This window comes from Streptomyces sp. NPDC002573, from assembly GCF_042889625.1.
Lineage (GTDB): Bacteria > Actinomycetota > Actinomycetes > Streptomycetales > Streptomycetaceae > Streptomyces > Streptomyces gibsoniae.
The window spans coordinates 23,473-45,910 of record NZ_JBIARC010000024.1; the positions used below are offsets into that span (position 1 = coordinate 23,473).

Sequence of the window (22,438 nt, forward strand, 5' to 3'; positions counted from 1 at the left end):
TGTACGCCCCCGTGTCCCGGACCGAAAGGCCTCCAGTGTCCCCAACTGCCGCCCGTATCACCGCGGTCGACACCTTCGACATCCGTTTCCCCACCTCGCGCGAGCTCGACGGCTCCGACGCGATGAACCCCGACCCCGACTACTCGGCCGCCTACCTCGTGCTGCGCACGGACGCCGCGGACGGCCTGGAGGGACACGGGTTCACCTTCACCATCGGGCGGGGCAACGACGTCCAGGTCGCGGCGATCGAGGCGCTGCGCGGACACGTGGTCGGCAGAGCCGTGGACGAGGTCTGCGACGACCCGGGGTCGGTCTTCCACGCTCTGATCTCCGACAGTCAGCTCCGCTGGCTGGGGCCCGAGAAGGGCGTGATGCACATGGCGATCGGGGCGGTCGTCAACGCGGTGTGGGACATGGCCGCCAAGCGCGCGGGCGAGCCCCTGTGGCGGCTGCTCGCGGAGGCCGAACCGGAGTGGCTGGTCCGCCAGATCGACTTCCGCTACATCACCGACGCGCTCACCCCGCAGGAGGCCCTGGAATTGCTGCGGCGCGGCAAGGAGGGCGCCGCGGAACGCACCGGCCGGCTGCTGGCGCAGGGCTACCCCGCCTACACCACTTCCCCGGGCTGGCTGGGCTACAGCGACGACAAGCTCACCCGGCTGGCGGTGCAGGCCGTCGCGGACGGCTTCCGGCAGATCAAGCTGAAGGTGGGCGCGGACCTCGCCGACGACGTACGGCGGTGCCGGGCGGCGCGGTCGGCCGTCGGACCGGACATCCGGATCGCCGTCGACGCCAACCAGCGCTGGAACGTCGACGAGGCGATCACCTGGACCCGGGCGCTCGCCGCGTTCGAGCCGTACTGGATCGAGGAGCCCACCAGCCCCGACGACGTGCTCGGCCACGCAGCGATCCGCGAGGCCGTGGCCCCGGTGAAGGTCGCCACCGGCGAGCATGTGCAGAACCGCATCGTCTTCAAACAGCTTCTCCAGGCCGGCGCCATCGACGTCCTCCAGATCGACGCGGCCCGCGTCGGCGGCGTCAACGAGAACCTCGCGATCCTGCTGCTGGCGGCGAAGTTCGGGGTGCCGGTGTGCCCGCACGCGGGCGGGGTCGGGCTCTGCGAACTCGTCCAGCATCTGTCGATGTTCGACTTCGTCGCGCTCTCGGGCACCACCGACGACCGCGTCATCGAGTACGTGGACCATCTGCACGAGCACTTCCTCGACCCCGCGGTGATCAGCGAGGGCCACTACACGGCACCCACCGCACCGGGCTTCTCGGCGGCGATGCGGCCTGGCTCCCTCGCCCAGTACACGTTCCCCGGCGGTGCCTTCTGGGCCGCCGACCTCGACCGGAAGAAGGGGCATGCGGCATGAGCGACTTCGAGGGTCTCAGGGCCCTGGTGACCGGCGGAGCCTCCGGCATCGGACGGGCCACCGCGGACCTGCTGGCGGCGCGCGGCGCCCGGGTGGCGGTCCTGGACCTCGACCCCTCCTCGGTCGACAAACCGCTGCTCGGGTACCGGGCCGACGTCACCGACGACGCCTCCGTGCGCACGGCGGTGAGCGCCGCCGCGGCCGACCTCGGCGGCCTCGACATCCTTGTCAACAACGCGGGCATCGGAGCCCAGGGCACCGTCGAGGACAACGACGACGACGCCTGGCACCGGGTGCTCGACGTCAATGTCCTCGGCATCGTCCGCACGACCCGTGCCGCCCTGCCCCGGCTGCGCGCCTCCGCCCACGCCGCGATCGTCAACACCTGCTCCATCGCGGCCACGGCCGGGCTGCCGCAGCGGGCCCTGTACAGCGCGAGCAAGGGTGCCGTACTGTCGCTGACCCTCGCCATGGCCGCGGACCACGTCCGCGAGGGGATCCGCGTCAACTGCGTCAACCCCGGTACCGTCGACACCCCCTGGGTCGGCCGGCTGCTGGACGCGGCGCCCGACCCGGTCGCCGAACGCGCGGCCCTCGAGGCCCGGCAGCCCGCCGGCCGCCTGGTCACCGCCGCCGAGGTCGCGGGCGCCATCGCCTATCTGGCGAGCCCCCTGTCCGGCGCCACCACCGGCACCGCTCTCGCCGTGGACGGCGGGATGCAGGGCCTGCGGCTGCGCCCGGCCGGCCGGTGAACCGCCTCGGCACGAGCGGGGTCGAGGTCAGCGCACTGGCCTTCGGCGCCGCCGCAATCGGCAACCTCTTCTCCGAGGTGAGCGGGGAGCAGGCCTACGAGGCGGTCCAGGCTGCCTGGCAGAGAGGCATCCGCGCCTTCGACACCGCCCCGCACTACGGCCTCGGCCTGTCCGAACGGCGCCTCGGCGCGGCCCTGCGCGCATACCCCCGCGCCGCGTACACCCTGTCCACCAAGGTGGGCCGCGTACTGGAGCCCACGACCGGCGGCGGCGACGACCTGGCCAACGGGTTCGCCGTACCCGCCACCCACCGGCGCGTCTGGGACTTCAGCGCGGACGGCGTACGGCGCAGCCTGGAGGACAGCCTGCAACGGCTCGGCCTGGACCGGGTGGACGTCGTCTACCTCCACGACCCGGACGACCACGCCGAACAGGCCTTCCGCGAGGGCTATCCGGCGCTGGAGAAGCTGCGCGGTGAGGGCGTGGTGGGCGCGATCGGCGCGGGCATGAACCAGACCGCGATGCTCGCCCGGTTCGTCCGCGAGACGGATGTGGACGTGGTGCTCTGCGCGGGCCGCTACACCCTGCTCGACCAGAGCGCGCTGACCACCCTGCTGCCCGCGGCCGTCGAACGCGGGGTGTCGGTCGTCATCGGCGGAGCCTTCAACTCGGGCCTGCTGGCCGACCCACGGCCGGGCGCCACCTACAACTACACGTCGGCGCCACAGGAGTTGCTCGACCGCGCCCTGCGGATCCAGACCCTCGCCGCACGGCACGGCACCACGGTACGGGCCGCGGCACTGGCCTTCTGCGCCGCCCACCCCGCCGTAGCGAGCGTCCTCGTGGGAACCCGCTCGGCGGCCGAGGTCACCGACTGTGCCGAGCAGTTCGCGGCCACCGTACCGGCGGCGTTCTGGCAGGAACTCAAGGACGCGGACCTACTGCCGGCCGACGCCCCCGTCCCCGCGGGGGATCCGTCGCAGGGTCCGTCACAGAACCCGTCGCACAGGCCGGGGCCCGAGCCTCGGGGCAGCGGACCCGCCCAGGGAGCCGAGGAGAGCTCATGAGAGTCGCCCTGCACACCAAGGTCCGGGCCGACCGCGTCGAGGAGTACGAGGCCGCCCACCGCGAGGTGCCGAAGGAGCTGACGGAGGCGATCCGGGCCGCCGGAGCCTCCTCCTGGACGATCTGGCGCAGCGGCGCGGACCTCTTCCATGTCCTGGAGTGCGAGGACTACCGAAGGCTCCTGGCCGAGTTGGAGCGACTCCCGGTCAACATCGCCTGGCAGGCGCGGATGGCGCAGCTGCTCGATGTCGTGCACGACTACTCCTCCGACGGCGCCGAAGCCTCCCTGCCCGTCGTATGGGAGCTGCCGTGACCGTCGACGCCCACCACCACGTGTGGGACCTGTCCGTCCGTGACCATGACTGGATCACGGGCAGCGCCCTCGCGCCGCTGCGCCGGAACTTCACCCTCGCGGACCTCGCCCCCGAGGCGCGCGCGGCGGGCGTCGACCGGACCGTGCTGGTGCAGACGGTCACCGTCGCCGAGGAGACGCCGGAGTTCCTGGCCCTGGCCGAGGAGCACCCCCTCGTCGCCGGGGTCGTCGGCTGGACGGACCTGACGGAACCCGGCGTGGCCGAGACCCTGGCCCGGCTGCGCGCACTGCCGGGCGGTGCGTATCTGCGCGGGATCCGCCACCAGGTCCAGGGCGAGCCGGACCCCGAGTGGCTGCTGCGCGCCGACGTACGGCGGGGCCTGGCCGCGGTCGCCGACGCCGGACTGGTCTACGACCTGGTGGTCCTGCCCCGCCAACTCCCGGCCTGCGCCCGGGCGGCCGCCGCCCATCCCGGGCTGACCTTCGTCCTCGACCACCTGGGCAAGCCGCCCATCGCCTCGGGGGCCCTCGAACCCTGGGCATCGCAGGTGCGGGCGCTGGCCGCCCTGCCCAACACGGTGTGCAAGCTCTCCGGGATGGTCACCGAGGCCGACTGGGCGACATGGACCCCGGCGGACGTGCGCCCGTACGCCGACATCGTGCTGGACGCCTTCGGCCCCGAGCGGATCATGTTCGGCTCCGACTGGCCGGTGTGCACATTGGCCGCCTCCTACGGGGAGGTGCTCCGCACCGCCGAGCAGCTCACCCTGGGCCTCGGCGCCGACGACCGGGCACAGGTCTTCGAGGGCACCGCCCGGCGCGTCTACCGCCTCTGAACCATCGGGGTGGCCAGCCGGGTCGGCGGCAGGTACTCGCGGACGAACGTCCGGTGCCAGCACGCCCCCGTCTCCCGCAGTTCGCGCCAGGTGGTGTACCGGTAGCGGTACAGACCGGCCCGTACGAAGCGCGGTGGCGCGTGCGCGGGGAACGGGGAGCGGCGCAGCAGCCGTAGCGTGTCCGGGTCGTTCTCCAGGAGGCGTTCGACCAGGCCGCCGAACCAGGACCCCGCGTACGCGGGGGAGAGCGCCGCGAACCACATCAGCCAGTCGAGCCGCAGATGGTACGGGGCGAACTGGCGTGGCCAGCGCCGTGGATCGCCCGGTTTGCCCTTGAACTCGTACTCCCGCCAGTCGGAGTCCTCACGCGGCACGTCGTCCGCCGTGCCCTCGACCACGACCTCGTAGCGCGTCCGGCTCACGCTGCCGAACGCTCCGTAGGTGTTGACGAGATGCAGGGGGTCGAAGGAGCGGTTCATGATCTGGCCGCGCGAGATCATGTTGCGGACGGGGTGGTAGCTGAGGCAGACCAGGCCCGCGGCGACCACCAGCACCAGGACCTCGTACCACAGCGGCGGCCCGGCCACCGCGGGGGCGCCGGCGGAGTACCGGACCGCCGACAGGGCCAGCACGATCGTGATCCAGTTCAGCCAGGAGAAGTTGCCGGACAGCACCAGCCACAGCTGGGTCACGATCATCAGGGACGCGGCGGCCGTCGCGATCGGCTGCGGGGTGAACAGCAGCACCGGGACGATCAGCTGGGTGACATGGTTGGCCGCCACCTCCGCCCGGTGCAGCGGCTTCGGCAGATGGTGGAAGAACCAGCTCAGCGGACCCGGCATGGGCTGGGTCTCATGGTGATAGTCCAGACAGGTCAGCCGCCGCCAGCAGGCGTCACCGCGGATCTTGATGAGACCGGCGCCGAACTCCACCCGGAACAGGATCCAGCGCAGCAGGAACAGCACGACGACCGGTGGGGCGATCTCGTCGTTGCCCAGGAACACCGCCAGGAAGCCGACCTCCAGCAGCAAGGACTCCCAGCCGAACGAGTACCAGGTCTGACCCACGTTGACGATCGACAGATACAGCGCCCAGGGGATCAGCCACAGCACCATCGCGGCCCCCAGCGGCACCTGCGAGTCGAGCCCGGCCACCAGCGCCGCCGACACCGCGCACCCCGCCCACGAGCAGGCGGCGAAGAGGCGGTCCGAGTAGTGGAGGTGGAAGACACTGGGTGCCTGCCGGAAGGGGACCCGGGCGACGAAGCGCGGGACCGGCAGCATCCCGCGCTCTCCCATCAGCGCCCGGAACTGCAGGGCCGCGGTGAGGAAGGCGACGAGGTACACCGCCGCCAGGGCCCGCTGGAAGACCAGCCGGCTCAGCCAGTACTCCGGTGCGACGAACCAGTCCACGGCGAGGGCTCCTCTCCCTCCAGTGTGACCCCGGTACCCCGCCGGGGCCGGTGGGACGCGCACGGCGCGCGGACTGCCCTCCCGCACCCCCGTCCGGCCCCGCGCACAGGAGTGGGCAGGACTCGAAGATTCGCGCAATCCCTGGCATGGTGGCCCCATGGCTGAGCGGGGAGCGAGCGCGCTGGCGCTCCCGGAGAACTGGCCGGTCCACCCGGACCCGATCCTGGCGCTCAATCGCATGGGCAGCTTCGACTGGGACCTCGACACCGGACTCATCCACATGGACGCCCAGGCCCACGAGATCTTCGAGACGCGCCCCGAGGAGTTCGATGGCCGTCTCACCACCCTGGCGGACCGGGTCCCGTGGCACGAGAGCCAGCGCCTCGACGCCATGATCGCCCGGGCCATCAAGGACGGCAGCGAGAACTACGGCGCCTACTTCCGCGTCCGCTGCCGCGACGGCACCCTGCGCTGGACCCACACCCAGGGCTACATCCGGCGCGACGACACGGGTCGGCCGCGCCGCATCATCGGCATCGTCCGCGACGCCACCCAGGAGCTGCGCGACAGCCAGGCGCGCGCCGACCAGGCCCTCCAGGACAAGGCCCTGCGCCGGCAGACGGATGTCGTCCAGGTCACCACCGCGGCGCTCGCCCACGCCCGCACCGTCCAGGACGTCATCGACGTCCTGAAGGACACCCACGGACTCACCCACCTGGGCGCCGCCAGCCTCGTCGTGGGCCTTGTGGAGGGCGGCCGAATCCGACTGGTCGCCGAGGGTCCCACGGCCGCCTCCGTACCGGGCACCCAGGTCACCCGCATCGACGAGCCCTACCCGATGGGCGAGGTGATCCGCACCCTCAGCCCCCGGTTCATCGAGTCCCCGCAGGAGTTCGCCGAGCGCTACCCGATCCTGTGGCCGGACCTCACCGACCTGCGCATCACCTCGGCCGCCTATATGCCGCTGATCGTCCAGGCACGCCCCATCGGCGCGATGGGACTGCTCTACGACGACCGCAGCGGCTTCACCCCGGAGGAGCGCAACGTCCTGCTCACCCTGGCCGGCAGCATCGCGCAGAGCCTCCAGCGGGCCATGTTCTACGAGCAGGAGAAGGACCTCGCGCAGGGCCTCCAGCAGGCGATGCTGCCGCGCTCCATCCCCAGCGTGCCCGGCGCCGACATCGCCGTCCGCTACCGCTCGGCGGCGTTCGGCCGGGACATCGGCGGCGACTGGTACGACGTCGTCCTGCTGCCGGGCGGCCGGGTCGGTGCGGTCATCGGCGACGTCCAGGGCCATGACGCGCACGCGGCCGCCCTCATGGGCCAGCTGCGGATCGTGCTGCGCGCGTACGCCGCCGAGGGCCACAACCCGGCGACCGTCATGGCGCGCGCCTCGGTCTTCCTCCAGGAACTCGACACCCAGCGCTTCGCGACCTGCCTGTACGCCGAGGCCGATCTGTCCACCGGGGTGGTGCAGCTGGTCCGGGCCGGGCACATCGACCCGATGCTGCGGACGGCCCAGGGATCCTGCCGGCCGCTGCCCGTCGAGGGCGGGCTGCCCCTCGGCCTGTCCGCGGAGTTCGGCCGGCTCGCCTACCCGGTCACCACCGTCGAGCTGGAACCGGGCCAGAGCCTGCTGCTGTGCACCGACGGTCTGGTCGAACAGCCGGGCACCGACCTCTCCGAGGGCGTACAGACCCTGCGGGACCTCGTCTGCGGCGGCCCGGACGATGTGCACGACCTCGCCGACCTGCTGATCGAGGCGGCCGCGGAACGCAGCGGAGACGACGACGTGGCCCTGTTGCTGCTGCGACGCGGGAGTCTGAGCCAGCGCTCCGGGGGCCGCCAGCAGCACCATGTCGCGCCCGGCGACCCGGAGGCCCTCGTCGAGGCCCGCCGAATGATCCGCACCGCCGTCCGCTCCTGGGGCGCCGGTGAGCGGTCCGACGAGATCGAACTCGTCGCCGACGAACTGATCACCAACGTCCTCATGCACACCGACGGCTCGGCGGTCGTCACCCTGCGGGTCATCACCGGCCACGACCGCAGGCTCCGGGTGGAGGTCGAGGACTCCTCCAGCGCCCTGCCCCGCCGCCGGGACGCGGGCTGCTGGGGCACCTCGGGCCGGGGCCTGCTGCTCGTCGACCAGCTCGCGGACGTGTGGGGCGTGGAGTCACGCGGCGGCGGCAAGGCCGTCTGGGCCGAGTTCAAGGTCGCGCCGCGCCGCTGAGCCGGGCGCGCTGCACGACTTCGGTGGCCGGTGGCACCCTGGACACATGCCGGAACTGCCCGAGGTCGAGGCCCTGAAGGACTTCCTGACCGACCATGCCGTCGGCCACGAGGTCGTCCGGGTGCTGCCCGTCGCGATCAGTGTCCTGAAGACGTACGACCCGCCCGTCACCGCCGTCGAGGGCCACGAGATCACGGGCGTGCGCCGCTACGGCAAGTTCCTGGACCTACGGGCCGACGGCCTGCACCTCGTCACGCATCTGGCCCGCGCGGGCTGGCTCCAGTGGCGCGACCGCCTGCCCGACGGACCGCCCCGCCCCGGCAAGGGCCCGCTCGCCCTGCGGGTCGCGCTGGAGACGGGCGCGGGCTTCGACCTGACGGAGGCCGGCACCCAGAAGCGGCTCGCGGTGTACGTCGTCCGGGATCCCCAGGAGGTACCGGGAGTGGCCCGGCTGGGGCCGGATCCGCTGGCCGACGACTTCGACGAGGAGCATCTCGCACGGCTTCTGACGGGCGAGCGCCGGCAGATCAAGGGCGCGCTGCGCGACCAGAGCCTGATCGCGGGCGTCGGCAACGCCTACAGCGACGAGATCCTGCACGCGGCCGGGATGTCCCCGTTCAAACTGGCGTCGTCGCTGTCGCCCGAGGAGATCCGACGTCTGTACGAGGCGCTGCGCTCCACGCTCACGGAGGCGGTCGAGCGCTCCCGCGGTCTGGCGGCCGGGCGTCTGAAGGCGGAGAAGAAGAGCGGCCTCAGGGTCCACGGCCGCGCCGGAGAACCCTGCCCGGTGTGCGGCGACACCATCCGCGAGGTGTCCTTCAGCGACTCCTCGCTGCAGTACTGCCCGACGTGCCAGACCGGCGGGAAGCCGCTCGCGGACCGCAGGATGTCGCGACTGCTCAAGTAGCCGCCGGCGGTCACTGGGACTTCAGCGTGACCAGGTGCTTCCCGTCCTCGGTCCGCACCTCGAAGTGGTCGATCTGCCCCGCGGTGAGGGCCGCGCCGCCCTGCACGGTGGTCGCCGCGCCGTCGTCCGAGGGCACCATCCAGCTCGTCACCGTCTGCTCCGTGCCGTCCTTGCCGACCGCGACGAGCCGGCAGGGGTGCGGCCCGGACTTGTCCTTGACCGTCACCGCGATCTGGCTGCCCCAGTCCCGGTCCTGCGTGTCGATCTTCGCCCACACCCCCGTGTCCGGGTCGGTCGCGGTCATGGCCGCGGCGACCGCGGACGAGCCCTGCTGGCCGGCCAGCATCGCCACCGAGGCCCCGCCGACCGCGAACACCACGGACGCCGCGAGCGCGTACAGCCAGCGCTTGCGCCGGGTGCGGTGCTTGGTCGACACCTCCTCCAACAGCCGCTCCAGCATCCGCGGCCCGGGAGCCGCGAACGGGTGGACCGACCGCGGGGTCGCCCGCCGGTACAGCATCAACTGCCGTGCGGCGGGCCCGAACTCGGTCACATGCGCTGTACAACTAGGGCATTCCATGAGGTGGTCCTCGAAGCGGAAGGCTTCCGCCTCGTCCAGCACGCCGAGCGCGTAGGCGCCGACGTCGCGATGGCTTTCCAGGGACCTCATACCAAATCCTCATGCCGGTGAGTGGGGTGGGGGATGGTGCCTTTGTTGCCCACCGGTACGGACCAGGCGCCCGAATCACTCAAGGCCGTTACCGAATCGCGGCCAAGACATTCGGAGCCGTCGGCCCCGCGGATTGGTCCGAAGTTCAAAAAAGATGGATGGCGAGATGTCCCAGGGGAAGTCCGAGCTGCCAGGCGGGCGTCCAGACCTGGGGTCCGTCGTCCTCACCGCTCACCAGGGAACCGGGCACCGCGTCCAGGTCAGGGGCGAGCAGCTCGGTCTCCTCCAGCCAGCGCCAGGCCGCGGAGGCGAGGTCCAGATCCGGTGCCGGGCCGCCCGACCGGGCCGCCTCGGCGGCCAGCTGCGCCATCCGCGCGCGCACCCAGTCCTCCCACGGCTGGTCGTACGCCGTCAGCGAAAGCCAGGTCTCCATCTGGGAGACGACCCGGATGCCGGGCAGTTCGCCGCCGGTGTCGGACAGGAAGATGGTCAGTGCCAGGGCGTCGCGCCCGGCACGGAACTCGAAGGACGTGGGCGGCATGAGATCGCCGGTGCGCAGCAGTTCGTCCGCGATGTACTCGGCGTAGAGCCACGCCATCGGGACGGCCAGGTCACCGCCGCCGGTGCCGTCCGTGCTCTCTTGGCCTCTGTGCAGCATCCCTTCCTGCCTTCCTCCGGTACGTGCGCGTCGCCCGATCCCGGGCCCCGGTTCGGAACACGGATGAAGCAAGCTGATTGCTCAACCATGGTCCGCAGCAAGGCGCTTTACGGAGGTTTGACCCGGCCTTCGGTTTCACCGCAGGTCGGCCGCGTATCCCGGAAGAACTCTGCGCAGAGCGCGTAGCGCGTAGTACGCGCGGGACTTCACCGTACCGGGCGGAATTCCCAGGGTCCGGGCGGCCTCCGCCACACTCGCCCCGCGAAAATACACCTGCACCAGAACTTCCCGGTGCTCGGGAGTGAGTGTCTTCACAGCCTCCCGCACATCGAGCGTCGCGGCGGACCGCTCCGCGTGGTCGGCGACCACACGCGCGCCCTCCGGCACGCCGTCCCCGACCTCGGCGGGACGCGCCTGGCGGGCCCGCCGCGCGTCGATGGCGAGACGCCGGCCGACGGTCAGCAGCCAGGGGCGCACGGAGTCGAATTCATGCGCGCGCAGCGCTTCGGGGTGTTGCCAGGCGCGTACGAACGTCTCCTGCAACAGATCCTCGGCGCGCTGCCGGTCGCCGTCGCAGAGCCTGAGCAGCAGCGCGAAGAGGGGCCGCCCGTGCTCGCGCTGCAGTGCGGCCAGCTCGTGCTCGGCGGTCGTCCCGGGGGGAGTGCTGATTCCGGCCGTCATGGCCGTATGGCAACGCGGTCCGTGCCCCCGGGACAGGGCCCGCGCCGCACCGTGCGGTGGACGGTCGCTGTTCGTCGGTGAACGGTCCGGCGAGCGGTCAGGAGGGGCCGCTCGCCCGTGCCAGCGCCGAGCGCCGGTACGAGTACCCGAAGTAGACGGCCTGCCCGATCACGAACCACACCGCGAACCGCACCCAGGTCTGCCACTGCAGAAACGTGATCAGCCAGATCGAGAAGACCACCCCGAGGGACGGTACGAACGGCATCCACGGGGTGCGGAAGGTGCGCGGCAGATCCGGCCGCCGATAGCGCAGCACGATGACCGCCGTGCACACCACCACGAACGCCAACAGGATCCCGATGTTGGTGAGTTCGGCCGCCTCCCCGATCGGCAGGAATCCGGCGATGACGGCCGACGCGATTCCGACGATCCAGGTCACGCGGGTCGGCACATGGCGGGTCGGATGCGTCTTCGCGAACCAGCGTGGCAGCAGTCCGTCCCGGGACATCGAGAACCACACCCGCGTGACCCCGAGCATGAACGTGAACATCACGGTGAGGATGCCGATGATCGCGCCGACCGCGATCACGTCGGCGAGACCGCTCAGGCCGGCCGCCTTGAACGCGCTGGCGAAGCCGCTCTCCTTGTCGATGTCCCGGTAGCTCTGCATGCCCGTGAGGACGAGACAGGCCGCCACGTACAGCACCATGGAGATCGCCAGCGAGTAGATGATCGCCTTCGGCATATGGCGCTGCGCGTCCTTGGACTCCTCGGCCGCGGTCGACATGGCGTCGTAGCCGAACACCGCGAAGAAGACGGTGGCCGCACCGGTGAACGCGCCGCCGACGCCGTAGGGGAAGAACGGGTGGTAGTGGGCACTGTCGATGTGGAACACGCCGACGCCGATCACCAGCAGGACGACGAGGACCTTCAGGGCCACCACGAACGTCTCGAAGCGGGCGGCGTTGCGGATGCCGAGGTTCAGCAGATAGGCGATCAGCAGGCACAGCACGACGGCGAACAGATCGACACGGTGCCCGGCCCCCGTACCGGGCGCGCCCAGCATCCAGGCCGGCAGATGCGCTCCCGTCTCGCCGACCAGGAAGCCGAAGTAGCCGGAGATGCCGATGGCGACCACGGCCACGATCGCCGTGTACTCCAGCAGCAGGTCCCAGCCGATGAACCAGCCGGCGTACTCGCCGAGCACCGCGTAGCCGTAGGTGTACGCCGAGCCCGCCTTCGGGATGAGCCCCGCGAACTCGGCGTAGGACAGCGCCGCGGCCGCGCTCGCCACGCCGGCGATCAGGAAGGACACGAGGACCGCGGGCCCTGCCGTGCCGTTCGCGACCGTGCCGGCGAGGGTGAAGATGCCGGCGCCGATGATCCCGCCGACGCCGATAGCGGTGAGCTGCCACAGGCCGAGCGAGCGCTCCAGCCCGGTGCCCTCGCGGGCCTCCGTCTCCTCGATGTGCTCGATGGGTTTGCGGCGGAGAATCCCCTCGCCCATCCTGAGCCTGGCCATGAGCCTCACCTCTTCGCGGGCGGCAAACGACTGACCGCGGATCATGATGGCGCAGGGCCGACGGGGACGGAAGACCGCGTGCACGGCGCCGCGAGGGCCGGGTGGCCTACTGCCGTCCACCGGTGGATCGTGCGACGTCCGGGAGCGACGCTCCTACGGCACGACGGTGACCGGCCAGCGCCCCGCCTTCACCAGCCGGATCGCCACCGAGCCGATGATCCGGTGGCCGGCCTGCTCGGACGCGCCGACCACGACCGCGTCCGCCTTGAGTTCGTCGGCCGCCTTCACCAGGCCGTTGTAGGGGTCACCGCGGAAGGTGTGGAACTCCCAGCGCACCTCGAATATGCCCTTCACCCGCTCGGTGGCCTCACGGATGTAGGTGACGACGTCCTCCGCGATCTTGTCCGTCGTCTCGGCCACCGGTACCCCGAACGCCGCCCCCGCCGCCATCACGGGCTGCACGTACACGATCGCGAGCAGCGCACGCTGCCGCCGTGCCAGACCCCCGGCGTACGCCGCCGCCCGGAGCGAGGAGTCGGAGCCGTCCACGCCGACGACGATGACCTTGGGTCCGTCCGTGCCCCGCTCGAACCCTTGCGCGTGCTGTTCCGTCACTCTGTGAGGCTATCGGAATCTGCTGGTCCGGAACCGGTCGGGCATCGGACGAATGCACGCCGCCGGAAACCGGCCGTACGCAGGCCGCGGCGCGGCGGTCAGCGCACCGCGGCCAGCCGGGCGAAGACCACCACGTTGCCCGCGTACCCGTTCTCCTCGGAGAAGGCTCCTCCGCAGGTGATGACGCGCAACTCCGGGATCCCCTTGCTGCCGTAGACCCGGTCCCCGGGGAAGTTCGCCTTGCTGAAGACCTCGACGCCGTACACCTCGAACACGGCGGTCTTGCCGTCCACGCGCCGGACCTCGACGCGGTCGTCCTTCTTCAGCGTGCCCAGTCCGTAGAAGACGGCCGGCCCCTGGCTGTTGTCGACGTGGCCCACGATCACGGAGGTGCCCTTCTCGCCGGGCGTGGGCGAGCCGGTGAACCAGCCCGCGAGGTCCGGGTTGTCGGGCGGCGGCGCGTCCACCCAGCCGGAGGTGTCCACGGCGACCGGGATGACGGGGGCGTCGACGTGGAGCGACGGGATGTCGACGCGGACGGCCGCGGAGTAGGGCAGGGCGTCGGGCCCCGTGTAGCCGGGGCTGGCACCGCCGGGGGAGTCGGGGGCCACCGCCGAGGCGGGCTGGGGTGGGCCCACGGCGAACTCTCCCGAACCGTGCCGGACACAGGCGAGGCCCGTCAGCAGGACGAGGGCGATCACCCCCCAGGGGGCGCGCTTTTTACGTCGCTCCGGCTCGGACATGCTCCGTCACCTCTCGATGCGGCCGTCACCGCGCCCTACTGGTCCCGGGCGGTACGACGGCGGGACAGATACCAGGCGGTGCCGAGCGCACCCGTGATGAGCGCCGCGCCGACCCCGATCTCCTTCGGGTCGAAGCCGCCGATGCTGCCGCCGGCCCCGGCCCGTACCCCGTGCTGTCCGTAGGACCCCCCGCCGCCTCCACCCCCGCCGCCCCAGCCGCCCCCGTTACCGCCGCCTCCGTTCCCACCCCCGCCGAAGAAGCCGCCCCCGCCGCCGCCCCCGTAGTCGCCGCCCCCGTACCCGCCGCCGTTTCCGCCCCCGCCGAAGAAGCCGCCCCCGTTGCCCCCGCCGCCTCCGCCCCCACCGGAGTCACGGCGCTCGTTCTTGCTCCCGGCCGCGATGGCGAGCCGCTTGTGTCCGGACTGGTGGCCGCACTGGAACGTGACGTCGTAGTCGGCACCGGGCCGGGCGTTCTTGTTGATGGTGGCCGTCGCAGCCGACCGGCCCTTGGGGATGGTGACCGTGTCGAAGGCGTCGGAGAACACCGTGGCGTTGTCCTGACAGCCCCGTATGGGAAGGTTGACGCGTTCACCGGGGCCTATTCTCGTGGGCTGCAGGTCGTAGCCGAACGAGTTGTAGTTGCCGCCCCCTCCGGCGACGGATCCCGGCGCGGTGCAGGCCAGGGCGGTGACGCCCAGCAGTGCGACCGAAGCGACGCGTATCGCGCGCATGGTGAGCCTCCAGGTCCCCGAGGAGCCGTGCTGCGGACCTCTTCCGCTTGCGCCTGAAATGCACCCCGGTGATCGAAACGCTAGGAAAGATGATGTCGGGGCGCGATTGGAGTCGTGCGAATGGGGCAAGCCTGTGGGCCGGGTGACGGTCTCACAGGCCGGGGGACGACGACCGGGGCGGCGGGGACGGAAGCGCGTGGCTGCGTCCCCGCCGCCCCGGCGGGTGCTGATGCGGGTCCGTCACCCGTGCAGATGAGGGAACAGGGCCAGGAAGGGTTCCGAGGAGGCCGTGATGCCCCGGGTGTAGGGGGCGTCGAAGTCCCAGATCAGAAAGAGCAGGAAGGCGATCAGCGCGGAGAAGAGTCCGGCCAGGACCAGTTCGCGGGGTGTTCGCCGGATCTGCAGCGCGAACACCATCCCGATGGTGATCACCGCCCCGGCGATCAGTCCGAACCACACCACCGGCGGCATGGTGGAGCCGGTGGAGTCGGCGCGTGCGGTCCGTGCCGTGTCGGCCGCGGTGACCTGGTCGACGAGGGGCTGGTAGGCCTGCGCCTCGAAGTCCGACCGCGGCTTGTAGTCGGTGACGTCCTGGCGGATCCGCTGGAGGAGGTCCTCGCCGCGCGCGGTCACCTTGGCCTGGTGGACCATGGCCTTCCACTCGGGTCCGACGACCTGGCCGACATAGACGTTGACGTCCGCTCGGATGCGGTCGCGGACGTCGGGCGGATAGACCCGGACCCGCTCCGAGATCTCGTGCAGTGCCTGGGCCTCGGCCTGGACGTGGTCATGGGCGGCGTTGCGGGCCTCCCAGACGCCCGCGATGGCCAGACCCAGCACGATGGCGTAGACCACCCCGATCCACATCGTCATGTACTCGATCACATCGGGGGTCTCGGACGGATCCTCGTCCACGGCGGCCGTGCGCTGCCGTACCAGGGTCACCACGATCACGACGGCACAGGCGGCCGCCATCGCGAGGGTGAGAACAAGCCATTCCGACAAGAGGTCCCTCCAGGGGGTCAGCGCGGCCGCAGCGCGGCGATGGCGAACACCGCGGGTGCGGCGATGAGCAGGGTGAAGACGAGCGGCGACGGACCGTCGTGCGGCGGCCGCGGGTGGGACACCGCGTGGTACGCCGGGTAGTGCACCGGGGGCGCCGAGGGGCGCGGACTCGGGCGGGGCGGGGGCGGGGGCGTCGGGGCCGGCTCGGGAACGGGCGGGGGAGCGAGGACCGGGGCCGGACGGGGGCGCGGCGCCTCCGTGTGCGGGGGCGGTGGCGGCGGCACGGGCCGCGGTGGAGGCGGCGGAGCGGGCTTGGGCGGCGGCGGGGGAGGCGGTGTGGGCTCGGGCGTGGGGGTGGGGGTGGGCGTAGGCGTGGGAGCGGGCGTGGGGCTCGGGGGCTGACACGGCAGCGGTGGGAGCGCCCCCGGCTCGAAGAGCCTGGGGAAGGTCCGGTGGCCGCCGCCCGCGACCGCCACCGCCGCCGTGCCGTCCGGGCCCGTCGAGGCGTACGCGCACGCGTCGGCCGGCGCCGTGTGGGCGGCCGCGCCCACGAGGGTCCACGCCACTGTCACCACGGCCAATGCCCCTCTGACGAGGGCGGACCGGGTCCGTTCGGGTCGATGCACGACGGAGATCATGGGCCGGTCCGTCTCCGGGCACGCCCGGGCGAGGGCGAATTGGCCCGAAGGGAGGAGATCCCGCTTCGGGGAGTTTCGGCAACGGCGCCCGGACCGGAGCGAGTTCAGCACCTTTGTACGAGGCCGTACGACGACTGCCGGCAGATGGCCGAGAAGCGTCATGGATTCCCGAAAGAATTTTGCGGCTCGCTTGAACGCATCGAGCGCTCCCGTCCGTACCTATGGCCATACGCGGCGCTCAGAGGACGCTGCAACACCCAAGCGGACAGCTGGAGTTGAGAATGAAGACATCCTGGCGGAGCGCCTCCCTCGTGGCGACAGCTACGGCCGTGCTGGCGCTCACGACGGCGTGCGGTCAGGAAAGCACCCAGTCGACGGGCAGCCAGAACGTGGGGGCGACGGCTGCTCCGGGCGGCCTGGGTTCCATCTCCACCACCCCCGGGAACGGCTACGGCGCCGACTCCACCGCGGCCCCGAGCGCCTCCGCGAACGGCCAGTCCGCGGGTGCGCTGACCGTCGCCGACAACGCGAAGCTCGGCAAGATCGTCACCGACAGCGCGGGCTTCACCCTTTACCGCTTCGACCAGGACACGGCCGAACCGCCGAAGTCCTCCTGTGACGGCGACTGCGCCAAGACGTGGCCGCCCGTTCCCGCCGAGGGCGCGTCCGTGGCCTCCGGCATCGACAAGTCCCTGGTCGGCGAGGTCACCCGGGCCGACGGCACCAAGCAGCTGACCATCGCCGGCTGGCCGATGTACCGCTTCGCCAAGGACACCAAGGCCGGTGACATCAACGGCGAGGGCGTGAAGGGCACCTGGTTCGCGACCGCGCCCACCGGCAAGAAGGCCGCGGTCTCCGACCTGCCCGGCCTGTCGGTCCGCAACGACGCCAAGCTCGGCCCGATCGTCGTCGACAAGAACGGCATGACGGTCTACCGCTTCCTGAAGGACAAGGCGTGGCCCGAGCCGGTGTCCAACTGCACCGGTGCCTGCCTGGAGAAGTGGCCCGTCGTCGCGCCGGTGGCGGCGGACGACACCAAGGGCGTCAAGAAGAAGGGCCTCATGGGCTTCACCCGCCCCGACGGCGCCAAGCAGATGACCGTCAACTGCTGGCCCATCTACACCTTCTCGGGTGACAAGGCCCCCGGAGAGACCAACGGTCAGGGTGTGGGCGGCACGTGGTACGCCGTCTCGCCCGACGGAAAGCCGGTCGGCGCGTCCAAGTAGAGATCACCTCCCCAGGGGCGATCGATCGCCTCGCCCCAGTCAGCTCAGACCGCGGAAGGGAGTGAGAGACCCAAGCCGGAACAACGGGACACAGACGCGCACGACCAGGTCCGCCCCCTCTCCACCGCACGGAGGGGGCGGGCCCCTTTGTCGTAGGCGCGGGGCGGCGTGCGCCCCCCGCGCGGAGGCGGGTCCGGGAGTGCTCGATATCGACGGCACGTGCCACCGGCAGTGACCGGGAACGGACGGTCAATTTCCGTTTTTGCTCGCTCCGTTGGCACACGATCAGTAGCCTCTGCTCGAAACACCGGATCGCCCCCCGCCGTCGTCTACGCCTTGGAGAACTACATGGAGCGTCCTGCCTGGGCGCCACGGAGCATCGACATCTCCGTGCCGAGCGTGTCCCGCATGTACGACTTCTACCTGGGCGGTTCGCACAACTTCGAGGTCGACCGCGAGGCGGCGCGCAGGGCGCTGGAGTTCATGCCGGGACTCCCCAAGATCATGCAGGCGAACCGGGCGTTCATGCGTCGCGCCGTACGCTTCGCCGTGGCGGAGGGCGTCACCCAGTTCCTCGACATCGGCTCGGGCATCCCGACCTTCGGCAACGTCCACGAGGTGGCCCAGGGCGCGCACCCGGGCGCCCGTGTGGTGTACGTCGACCACGACCCGGTCGCCGTCGCGCACAGCGAGGCCGTGCTCCGGGCGAACGACGACGCGGACGTCGTCGCCGCCGATCTCCGCAAGCCCCGCGAGATACTGTCGAACCCTCAGGTGGAGCGACTGATCGACCTGAACCGGCCGGTCGCCCTGCTCCTCGTTGCCATACTGCACTTCGTGGAGGACACGGACGACCCGTACGGTGCGGTGGCCGAGCTGCGCGACGCCCTCGCGCCGGGCAGCCTGCTCATCCTCACGCATGCCTCGTACGAGGGAATCCCGCTGCCGCAGGAACGCGCAGAGGGCACGGTCGACGTGTACAAGAACATCCGCAATCCGCTGATCATGCGCTCGCGCGAGGAGATCGCGCGGTTCTTCGAGGGGTACGACATGGTGGAACCCGGATTGGTGCCGATGCCGACGTGGCGGCCCGACACGGCACCCGAGGACGAGGATCCTTATGCCTTCTCCGGATTCGCCGGCGTGGGGCGCGCCGCGTGAGCGGGGAACCGGGCGGACCGGAGGACAGACTGCGCCGGTTCGCGACGATCTGGAGCCGGGCCGTCTACCCGGTGACCTCGACCTCGCTGACCCGGCCGGAGTTCGAGGACCAACTGCTGCCCCTGGCCCGGCGGCTGTGCGACGCGCTGCTGGCCCGGGCGTTCGACGCGCCCACGGCCAAGGCGATCGGCGCGGCGCTCATGGAGGCGCACTGCACGGACCCGGAGGCCCTCAGCCGCACGCTCGACTGCGTCGACGCCTATCTGGTGCTCTACTGCGGCGATCCCGACGCCTCCCCCGAGGTGCAGGAAGCCCTGCGGACCCGGTCCGCCCGGTTGCAGCACGCGATCGCCGCCGGTTTCGCGGCGGCCCTGAAGGAGCGCACGCTCGCCGAGCAGGAGGTCATCGCGCAGGCCGCCCTCACCGCCCAGGGCGTGGTGGCGCAGGCGCTCCACTCCAGTGAGGCCCGCTTCCGCGCGGTGTTCGAGGGCGCGGCCATAGGAATCGGGATCGCCGACCTGGACGGCAACGTCCTGGAGGTCAACGGCGCGCTGTTGCGCATGTTCGGCGGTTCCGAGCACCTGGTGCGCGGACGCAACGTCGCCGAGTGGACCCACCCGGACGACGCGCCGCAGGTGTGGCGGCTGTACGACGAACTGGTCCGCGGCGAGCGCGACCACTACCACGTCGAAAAGGCCTTCTACCGGCCCGACGGCACGGTCCTGTGGACCAATCTGACGGTGTCCCTGCTGCGGGACGCGGACGGCACCCCGCAGTACCAGCTCGCGCTGATGGAGGACACCACCGAGCGGCGCCTGCTGAATCTGCGGCTGCGCTACGAAGCCACCCACGACGCGCTCACCGGTCTGCCCAACCGCACCCTGTTCTTCGAGCGCCTGGAGAAGGCGCTCGGCGCGGGCGAGGGGCAGCGGTTCGGCCTGTGCTACCTCGACCTCGACGGTTTCAAGGCGATCAACGACAGCCTCGGGCACGCGGCCGGCGACCGGTTGCTCGTCGAGGTCGCCGACCGGCTCCAGGCGTGTGCCACCGCGCCGGGCGAGATGGTGGCGCGGCTCGGCGGCGACGAGTTCGTGGCGCTGACCACCGGGCCGGACACCGAGCGCGGGGTCGACGAACTCGTCGGGCGGATCATGAACGCGCTGGTCACTCCGATCAGTGTCGACGGGCGTGAGCTGACCGTGCGCGGCAGCATCGGCGTCGTCGAGGGGCCCGCGGAGGAGCGGGGCTCCGCGGAGGTGCTGCGCAGCGCGGACATCACCATGTACCGGGCCAAGTCGGCGGGCGGCAACCGCTTCGAACTCGCCGACCCCGAGGCCGACGCCCGCGCCATCACCCGGCACGGGCTGACCACGGCGCTGCCCACCGCTCTGGACCGGGGCGAGTTCTTCATCGAGTACCAGCCGCTGGTCCATCTCGGCGACGGCACCGTGCACGGCGCCGAGGCGCTGGTGCGCTGGCTGCATCCGCAGCACGGTGTGCTCGGCCCCGACCGCTTCATCCCGCTCGCCGAGCGGACCGGGCTGATCGTGCCGCTCGGCCGGTGGGTCCTCCAGGAGTCCGTGCGGCAGGCCCGGGCGTGGCAGCAGACGCACGACGCGAAGGGCCCGCTGCGGATCAACGTCAATCTGTCGCCGTGCCAGCTCGCCCATCCGGGGCTGGTCTCCGACACCGTGGACATCCTGGAGCAGGCCGGTCTGGAACCGGACGCGCTCTGCCTGGAGGTCACGGAATCGGCGCTCATCGGGGCGGACGACGACCTGCTCAAACCCCTGCGCTGCCTGGCGGAGATGGGGGTGGACATCGCCCTCGACGACTTCGGCACCGGGTACTCCAACCTCGCCAACCTGCGCCGGCTCCCGGTACGGGTCCTGAAGCTGGACCGCTCCTTCACCCAGAGCATGCAGCAGTGCCCGGCGGACCCCGTCGATCTGAAGATCGTCGAGGGGATCGTCTCGCTCGCCCACAGCCTGAACCTCGCGGTCACGGTCGAGGGCGTGGAGACCGGCGCCCAGGCCGAGCAGCTGCGGATCCTCGGCTGCGACACGGCCCAGGGCTGGTACTACGCCCGTCCCGGCCCGCCGGAGCGGCTGCACGAACTGGCGCTGGCGGACGCGAGGGGCTGAACCCTCCACGGCCGTAAAGGCGATGCGGGCGGCGGGAGCCGCGCGGGCGGGCGGTAGGAGCTGAGCGGACGGCCCGCTCAGCGCTCCAGCAGCATCCGCTGAAGCTCCCGCGCCGCCCGCGGCGGCGCCACATCGCTGCGGTGGGCCAGCGCGATCGTCCGGTGGAGTCCGGGCCGGGCCAGCGGGGTGACCCGCAGCCCGCGCCCGGACCCCACGGCGACCATGCGCGGCACGACCGCCACCCCGAGCCCGGCCCGGACGAAGCCGAGCACCGCGTCCATCTCGCCGCCCTCCACCGCGAAGTCCGGCTCGAAACCCGCGGCGCGGCAGGCGGCCACGGTCAGTTCCCGCAGGTCGTAGCCATGGCGGAACATGACCAGGCGCTCGCCCTCCAGGTCCGGGATGCGGACCGTGCGGCGGCCGCCACCGGGCCTCGGGGCGTCCGGTGAGGACACCACCACCAGGTCCTCGCGCAGCAGCTCCACCGTGGTCAGCGCGGGCGAGGGGGTGGGCAGCGGGAGCACCACCAGTGCCAGGTCGAGGGCGCCGCGCGCCAGCTCCCGTACGAGATCGTGGGAGCCGCCCTCCTCGATCAGCAGCCGGACACCGGGATAGCGGTCGTGGAAGGCGTGCAGCACGCCCGGCAGCAGACCCGTGCACACACTCGGCGTCGCGCCCAGGCGCACCCGGCCCCGGCGCAGCTGCACCAGCTCCTGCACCTCGTGACGGGCGGTGTCAGCGTCGGCGAGGATCCGGCGGGCCAGCGGCAGCAGCGCCTCGCCCGCGTCGGTGAGCGTGATGTTGCCGCGCGCCCGCAGGAAGAGATCCGCCCCCAGCTCCCGCTCCAGCGCCTTGATCTGCTGGGACAGCGACGGCTGGGCGACATGGACCAGATCGGCGGCCCGCGTGAAGTGCCGGGTCTCGGCGACTGCGATGAAGTACTGGAGCTGCTGGAACTGCATACAGCCAGGATAGGCCTGGCCTATCGAATCAAGGCGGGCCATGTCTTGGACCGATGGGGACCTTCGGCCCTAGCGTTCCTGCCATGGCTCTGGCAACGCGGACGGACCGACGGCCGTCCATGGCCCGCACTGTGTGGGACTCGACCGTCGGCAAGAAGACAGTCATGGCGGTCAGCGGCCTGATCATGCTGCTGTACCTCGTCGCCCACATGATCGGCAACCTGAAGATCTACTTCGGGGCGGGCGAGTTCAACCACTACGCCCACTGGCTGCGCACCGTCGGCGAACCGTTCATGCACTACGGGTGGACGCTCTGGCTGATTCGCGTCGCGCTGATCGTCGCCGTCGTCGCCCACGCCGTCTCCGCATACCAGCTCAGCCGCCGTGACATCAAGGCGCGCCCGAGCAAGTACGTCCACCCCAGGCCGCGGGCGAGCTACGCCACCCGCACCATGCGCTGGGGCGGCATCATCCTCGGCCTGTTCCTCGTCTGGCACCTCCTCGACCTGACCACCGGCACCGTGCACTCGGGCGGCTTCCAGGAGGGCCACCCCTACCAGAACGTCGTCGACACCTTCTCCACATGGTGGGGCGACGTCATCTACATCGTCGCGATGCTCGCTCTCGGCCTGCACATCCGGCACGGCTTCTGGAGCGCCGCCCAGACCCTCGGCGTCGGCAGCCGCACCCGCGACCGCGCCCTGAAGACCATTGCCAATGTCCTTGCGCTGCTGCTCACGGCCGGCTTCATCGCCGTCCCCGTGGGCGTCATGACCGGAGTGGTGAGCTGA

At 71.5% G+C, this 22,438-nt stretch carries 22 protein-coding genes; 11 read left to right on the forward strand and 11 right to left on the reverse strand.

Annotation, left to right across the window (positions count from 1 at the left end; genetic code table 11):
* The first annotated feature begins 35 nt into the window (after positions 1–35).
* From ACFYX0_RS22665 to ACFYX0_RS22685, 5 genes are read left to right on the forward strand one after another with little or no spacing between them, the layout of a single operon-like run.
* The gene (locus tag ACFYX0_RS22665; RefSeq protein WP_388972629.1) at positions 36–1,376 is read left to right on the forward strand and encodes an L-fuconate dehydratase; all 1,341 of its coding nucleotides are present in this window, start codon (positions 36–38) and stop codon (positions 1,374–1,376) included.
* Complete coding sequence (locus ACFYX0_RS22670) at positions 1,373–2,128, forward strand: SDR family NAD(P)-dependent oxidoreductase (protein WP_388972631.1); 756 nt, start codon at positions 1,373–1,375, stop codon at positions 2,126–2,128. The genes ACFYX0_RS22665 and ACFYX0_RS22670 overlap by 4 nt, the downstream gene beginning before the upstream one ends.
* Complete coding sequence (locus ACFYX0_RS22675) at positions 2,125–3,195, forward strand: aldo/keto reductase (protein WP_388972633.1); 1,071 nt, start codon at positions 2,125–2,127, stop codon at positions 3,193–3,195. Before ACFYX0_RS22670 ends, ACFYX0_RS22675 begins: the two co-directional genes overlap by 4 nt.
* Entirely contained in the window at positions 3,192–3,506 is a 315-nt protein-coding gene (locus ACFYX0_RS22680) for an L-rhamnose mutarotase (RefSeq protein ID WP_355920914.1), read from the forward strand. Before ACFYX0_RS22675 ends, ACFYX0_RS22680 begins: the two co-directional genes overlap by 4 nt.
* The gene (locus ACFYX0_RS22685) at positions 3,491–4,342 is read left to right on the forward strand and encodes an amidohydrolase family protein (protein ID WP_388972635.1); all 852 of its coding nucleotides are present in this window, start codon (positions 3,491–3,493) and stop codon (positions 4,340–4,342) included. The genes ACFYX0_RS22680 and ACFYX0_RS22685 overlap by 16 nt, the downstream gene beginning before the upstream one ends.
* Here ACFYX0_RS22685 and ACFYX0_RS22690 read toward each other — a convergent pair.
* Positions 4,330–5,754, reverse strand: a complete 1,425-nt coding sequence (locus ACFYX0_RS22690; RefSeq protein WP_388972637.1) for a lipase maturation factor family protein — start codon at positions 5,752–5,754, stop codon at positions 4,330–4,332. The two genes, ACFYX0_RS22685 and ACFYX0_RS22690, sit on opposite strands and share 13 nt — an antisense overlap.
* A 157-nt stretch (positions 5,755–5,911) precedes the next feature.
* Here ACFYX0_RS22690 and ACFYX0_RS22695 point away from each other — a divergent pair, with 157 nt between their 5' ends.
* Both ACFYX0_RS22695 and ACFYX0_RS22700 read left to right on the forward strand, forming a co-directional pair.
* On the forward strand, positions 5,912–7,984 hold the full coding sequence (locus ACFYX0_RS22695) for a SpoIIE family protein phosphatase (protein WP_388972639.1): 2,073 nt from the start codon (positions 5,912–5,914) through the stop codon (positions 7,982–7,984).
* A gap of 46 nt (positions 7,985–8,030) precedes the next feature.
* Positions 8,031–8,891: an Fpg/Nei family DNA glycosylase gene (locus ACFYX0_RS22700; protein WP_388972641.1), complete on the forward strand. Its 861-nt coding sequence runs from the start codon at positions 8,031–8,033 to the stop codon at positions 8,889–8,891.
* Positions 8,892–8,901: 10 nt separating this feature from the next.
* On the opposite strand, the gene ACFYX0_RS22705 is transcribed toward ACFYX0_RS22700, so the two are convergent.
* From ACFYX0_RS22705 to ACFYX0_RS22745, 9 genes are all read right to left on the reverse strand, one after another.
* Positions 8,902–9,561 carry a zf-HC2 domain-containing protein gene (locus ACFYX0_RS22705; protein WP_388972642.1) on the reverse strand — a complete coding sequence of 220 codons (660 nt, stop codon included), beginning with the start codon at positions 9,559–9,561 and terminating at the stop codon, positions 8,902–8,904.
* A 145-nt stretch (positions 9,562–9,706) separates the two neighbouring features.
* Positions 9,707–10,219, reverse strand: coding sequence for a hypothetical protein (locus ACFYX0_RS22710; protein ID WP_311700978.1), 513 nt, complete (start codon positions 10,217–10,219; stop codon positions 9,707–9,709).
* 135 nt (positions 10,220–10,354) lie between these two features.
* A complete protein-coding gene (locus ACFYX0_RS22715; protein ID WP_388972644.1) occupies positions 10,355–10,900 on the reverse strand; it encodes a sigma-70 family RNA polymerase sigma factor in 546 nt (181 codons plus the stop codon).
* Between the two features lie 97 nt (positions 10,901–10,997).
* Positions 10,998–12,422, reverse strand: coding sequence for an amino acid permease (locus tag ACFYX0_RS22720; protein WP_388972646.1), 1,425 nt, complete (start codon positions 12,420–12,422; stop codon positions 10,998–11,000).
* A gap of 153 nt (positions 12,423–12,575) precedes the next feature.
* Positions 12,576–13,037, reverse strand: coding sequence for a universal stress protein (locus ACFYX0_RS22725; protein WP_311700981.1), 462 nt, complete (start codon positions 13,035–13,037; stop codon positions 12,576–12,578).
* A 98-nt stretch (positions 13,038–13,135) separates the two neighbouring features.
* Entirely contained in the window at positions 13,136–13,780 is a 645-nt protein-coding gene (locus ACFYX0_RS22730; RefSeq protein WP_388972648.1) for a class F sortase, read from the reverse strand.
* Positions 13,781–13,815: 35 nt separating this feature from the next.
* Positions 13,816–14,511 carry a hypothetical protein gene (locus tag ACFYX0_RS22735; RefSeq protein ID WP_388972650.1) on the reverse strand — a complete coding sequence of 232 codons (696 nt, stop codon included), beginning with the start codon at positions 14,509–14,511 and terminating at the stop codon, positions 13,816–13,818.
* Positions 14,512–14,751: 240 nt separating this feature from the next.
* On the reverse strand, positions 14,752–15,516 hold the full coding sequence (locus ACFYX0_RS22740; protein WP_355920941.1) for a hypothetical protein: 765 nt from the start codon (positions 15,514–15,516) through the stop codon (positions 14,752–14,754).
* A 17-nt stretch (positions 15,517–15,533) separates the two neighbouring features.
* Entirely contained in the window at positions 15,534–16,091 is a 558-nt protein-coding gene (locus ACFYX0_RS22745) for a hypothetical protein (RefSeq protein ID WP_388972652.1), read from the reverse strand.
* Positions 16,092–16,435: 344 nt separating this feature from the next.
* On the opposite strand from ACFYX0_RS22745, the gene ACFYX0_RS22750 reads away from it, so the two are divergent.
* From ACFYX0_RS22750 to ACFYX0_RS22760, 3 genes are all read left to right on the forward strand, one after another.
* On the forward strand, positions 16,436–17,380 hold the full coding sequence (locus ACFYX0_RS22750; RefSeq protein ID WP_388972653.1) for an SCO0930 family lipoprotein: 945 nt from the start codon (positions 16,436–16,438) through the stop codon (positions 17,378–17,380).
* 348 nt (positions 17,381–17,728) lie between these two features.
* Positions 17,729–18,541: an SAM-dependent methyltransferase gene (locus ACFYX0_RS22755; RefSeq protein ID WP_388972655.1), complete on the forward strand. Its 813-nt coding sequence runs from the start codon at positions 17,729–17,731 to the stop codon at positions 18,539–18,541.
* Positions 18,538–20,685 (forward strand): putative bifunctional diguanylate cyclase/phosphodiesterase, encoded by a 2,148-nt coding sequence (locus ACFYX0_RS22760; protein WP_388972656.1) that lies wholly within the window; start codon positions 18,538–18,540, stop codon positions 20,683–20,685. Before ACFYX0_RS22755 ends, ACFYX0_RS22760 begins: the two co-directional genes overlap by 4 nt.
* 77 nt (positions 20,686–20,762) lie before the next feature.
* On the opposite strand, the gene ACFYX0_RS22765 is transcribed toward ACFYX0_RS22760, so the two are convergent.
* Complete coding sequence (locus ACFYX0_RS22765) at positions 20,763–21,647, reverse strand: LysR family transcriptional regulator (RefSeq protein ID WP_388972658.1); 885 nt, start codon at positions 21,645–21,647, stop codon at positions 20,763–20,765.
* Between the two features lie 119 nt (positions 21,648–21,766).
* On the opposite strand from ACFYX0_RS22765, the gene ACFYX0_RS22770 reads away from it, so the two are divergent.
* Positions 21,767–22,438 carry a succinate dehydrogenase gene (locus ACFYX0_RS22770; RefSeq protein ID WP_355920982.1) on the forward strand — a complete coding sequence of 224 codons (672 nt, stop codon included), beginning with the start codon at positions 21,767–21,769 and terminating at the stop codon, positions 22,436–22,438.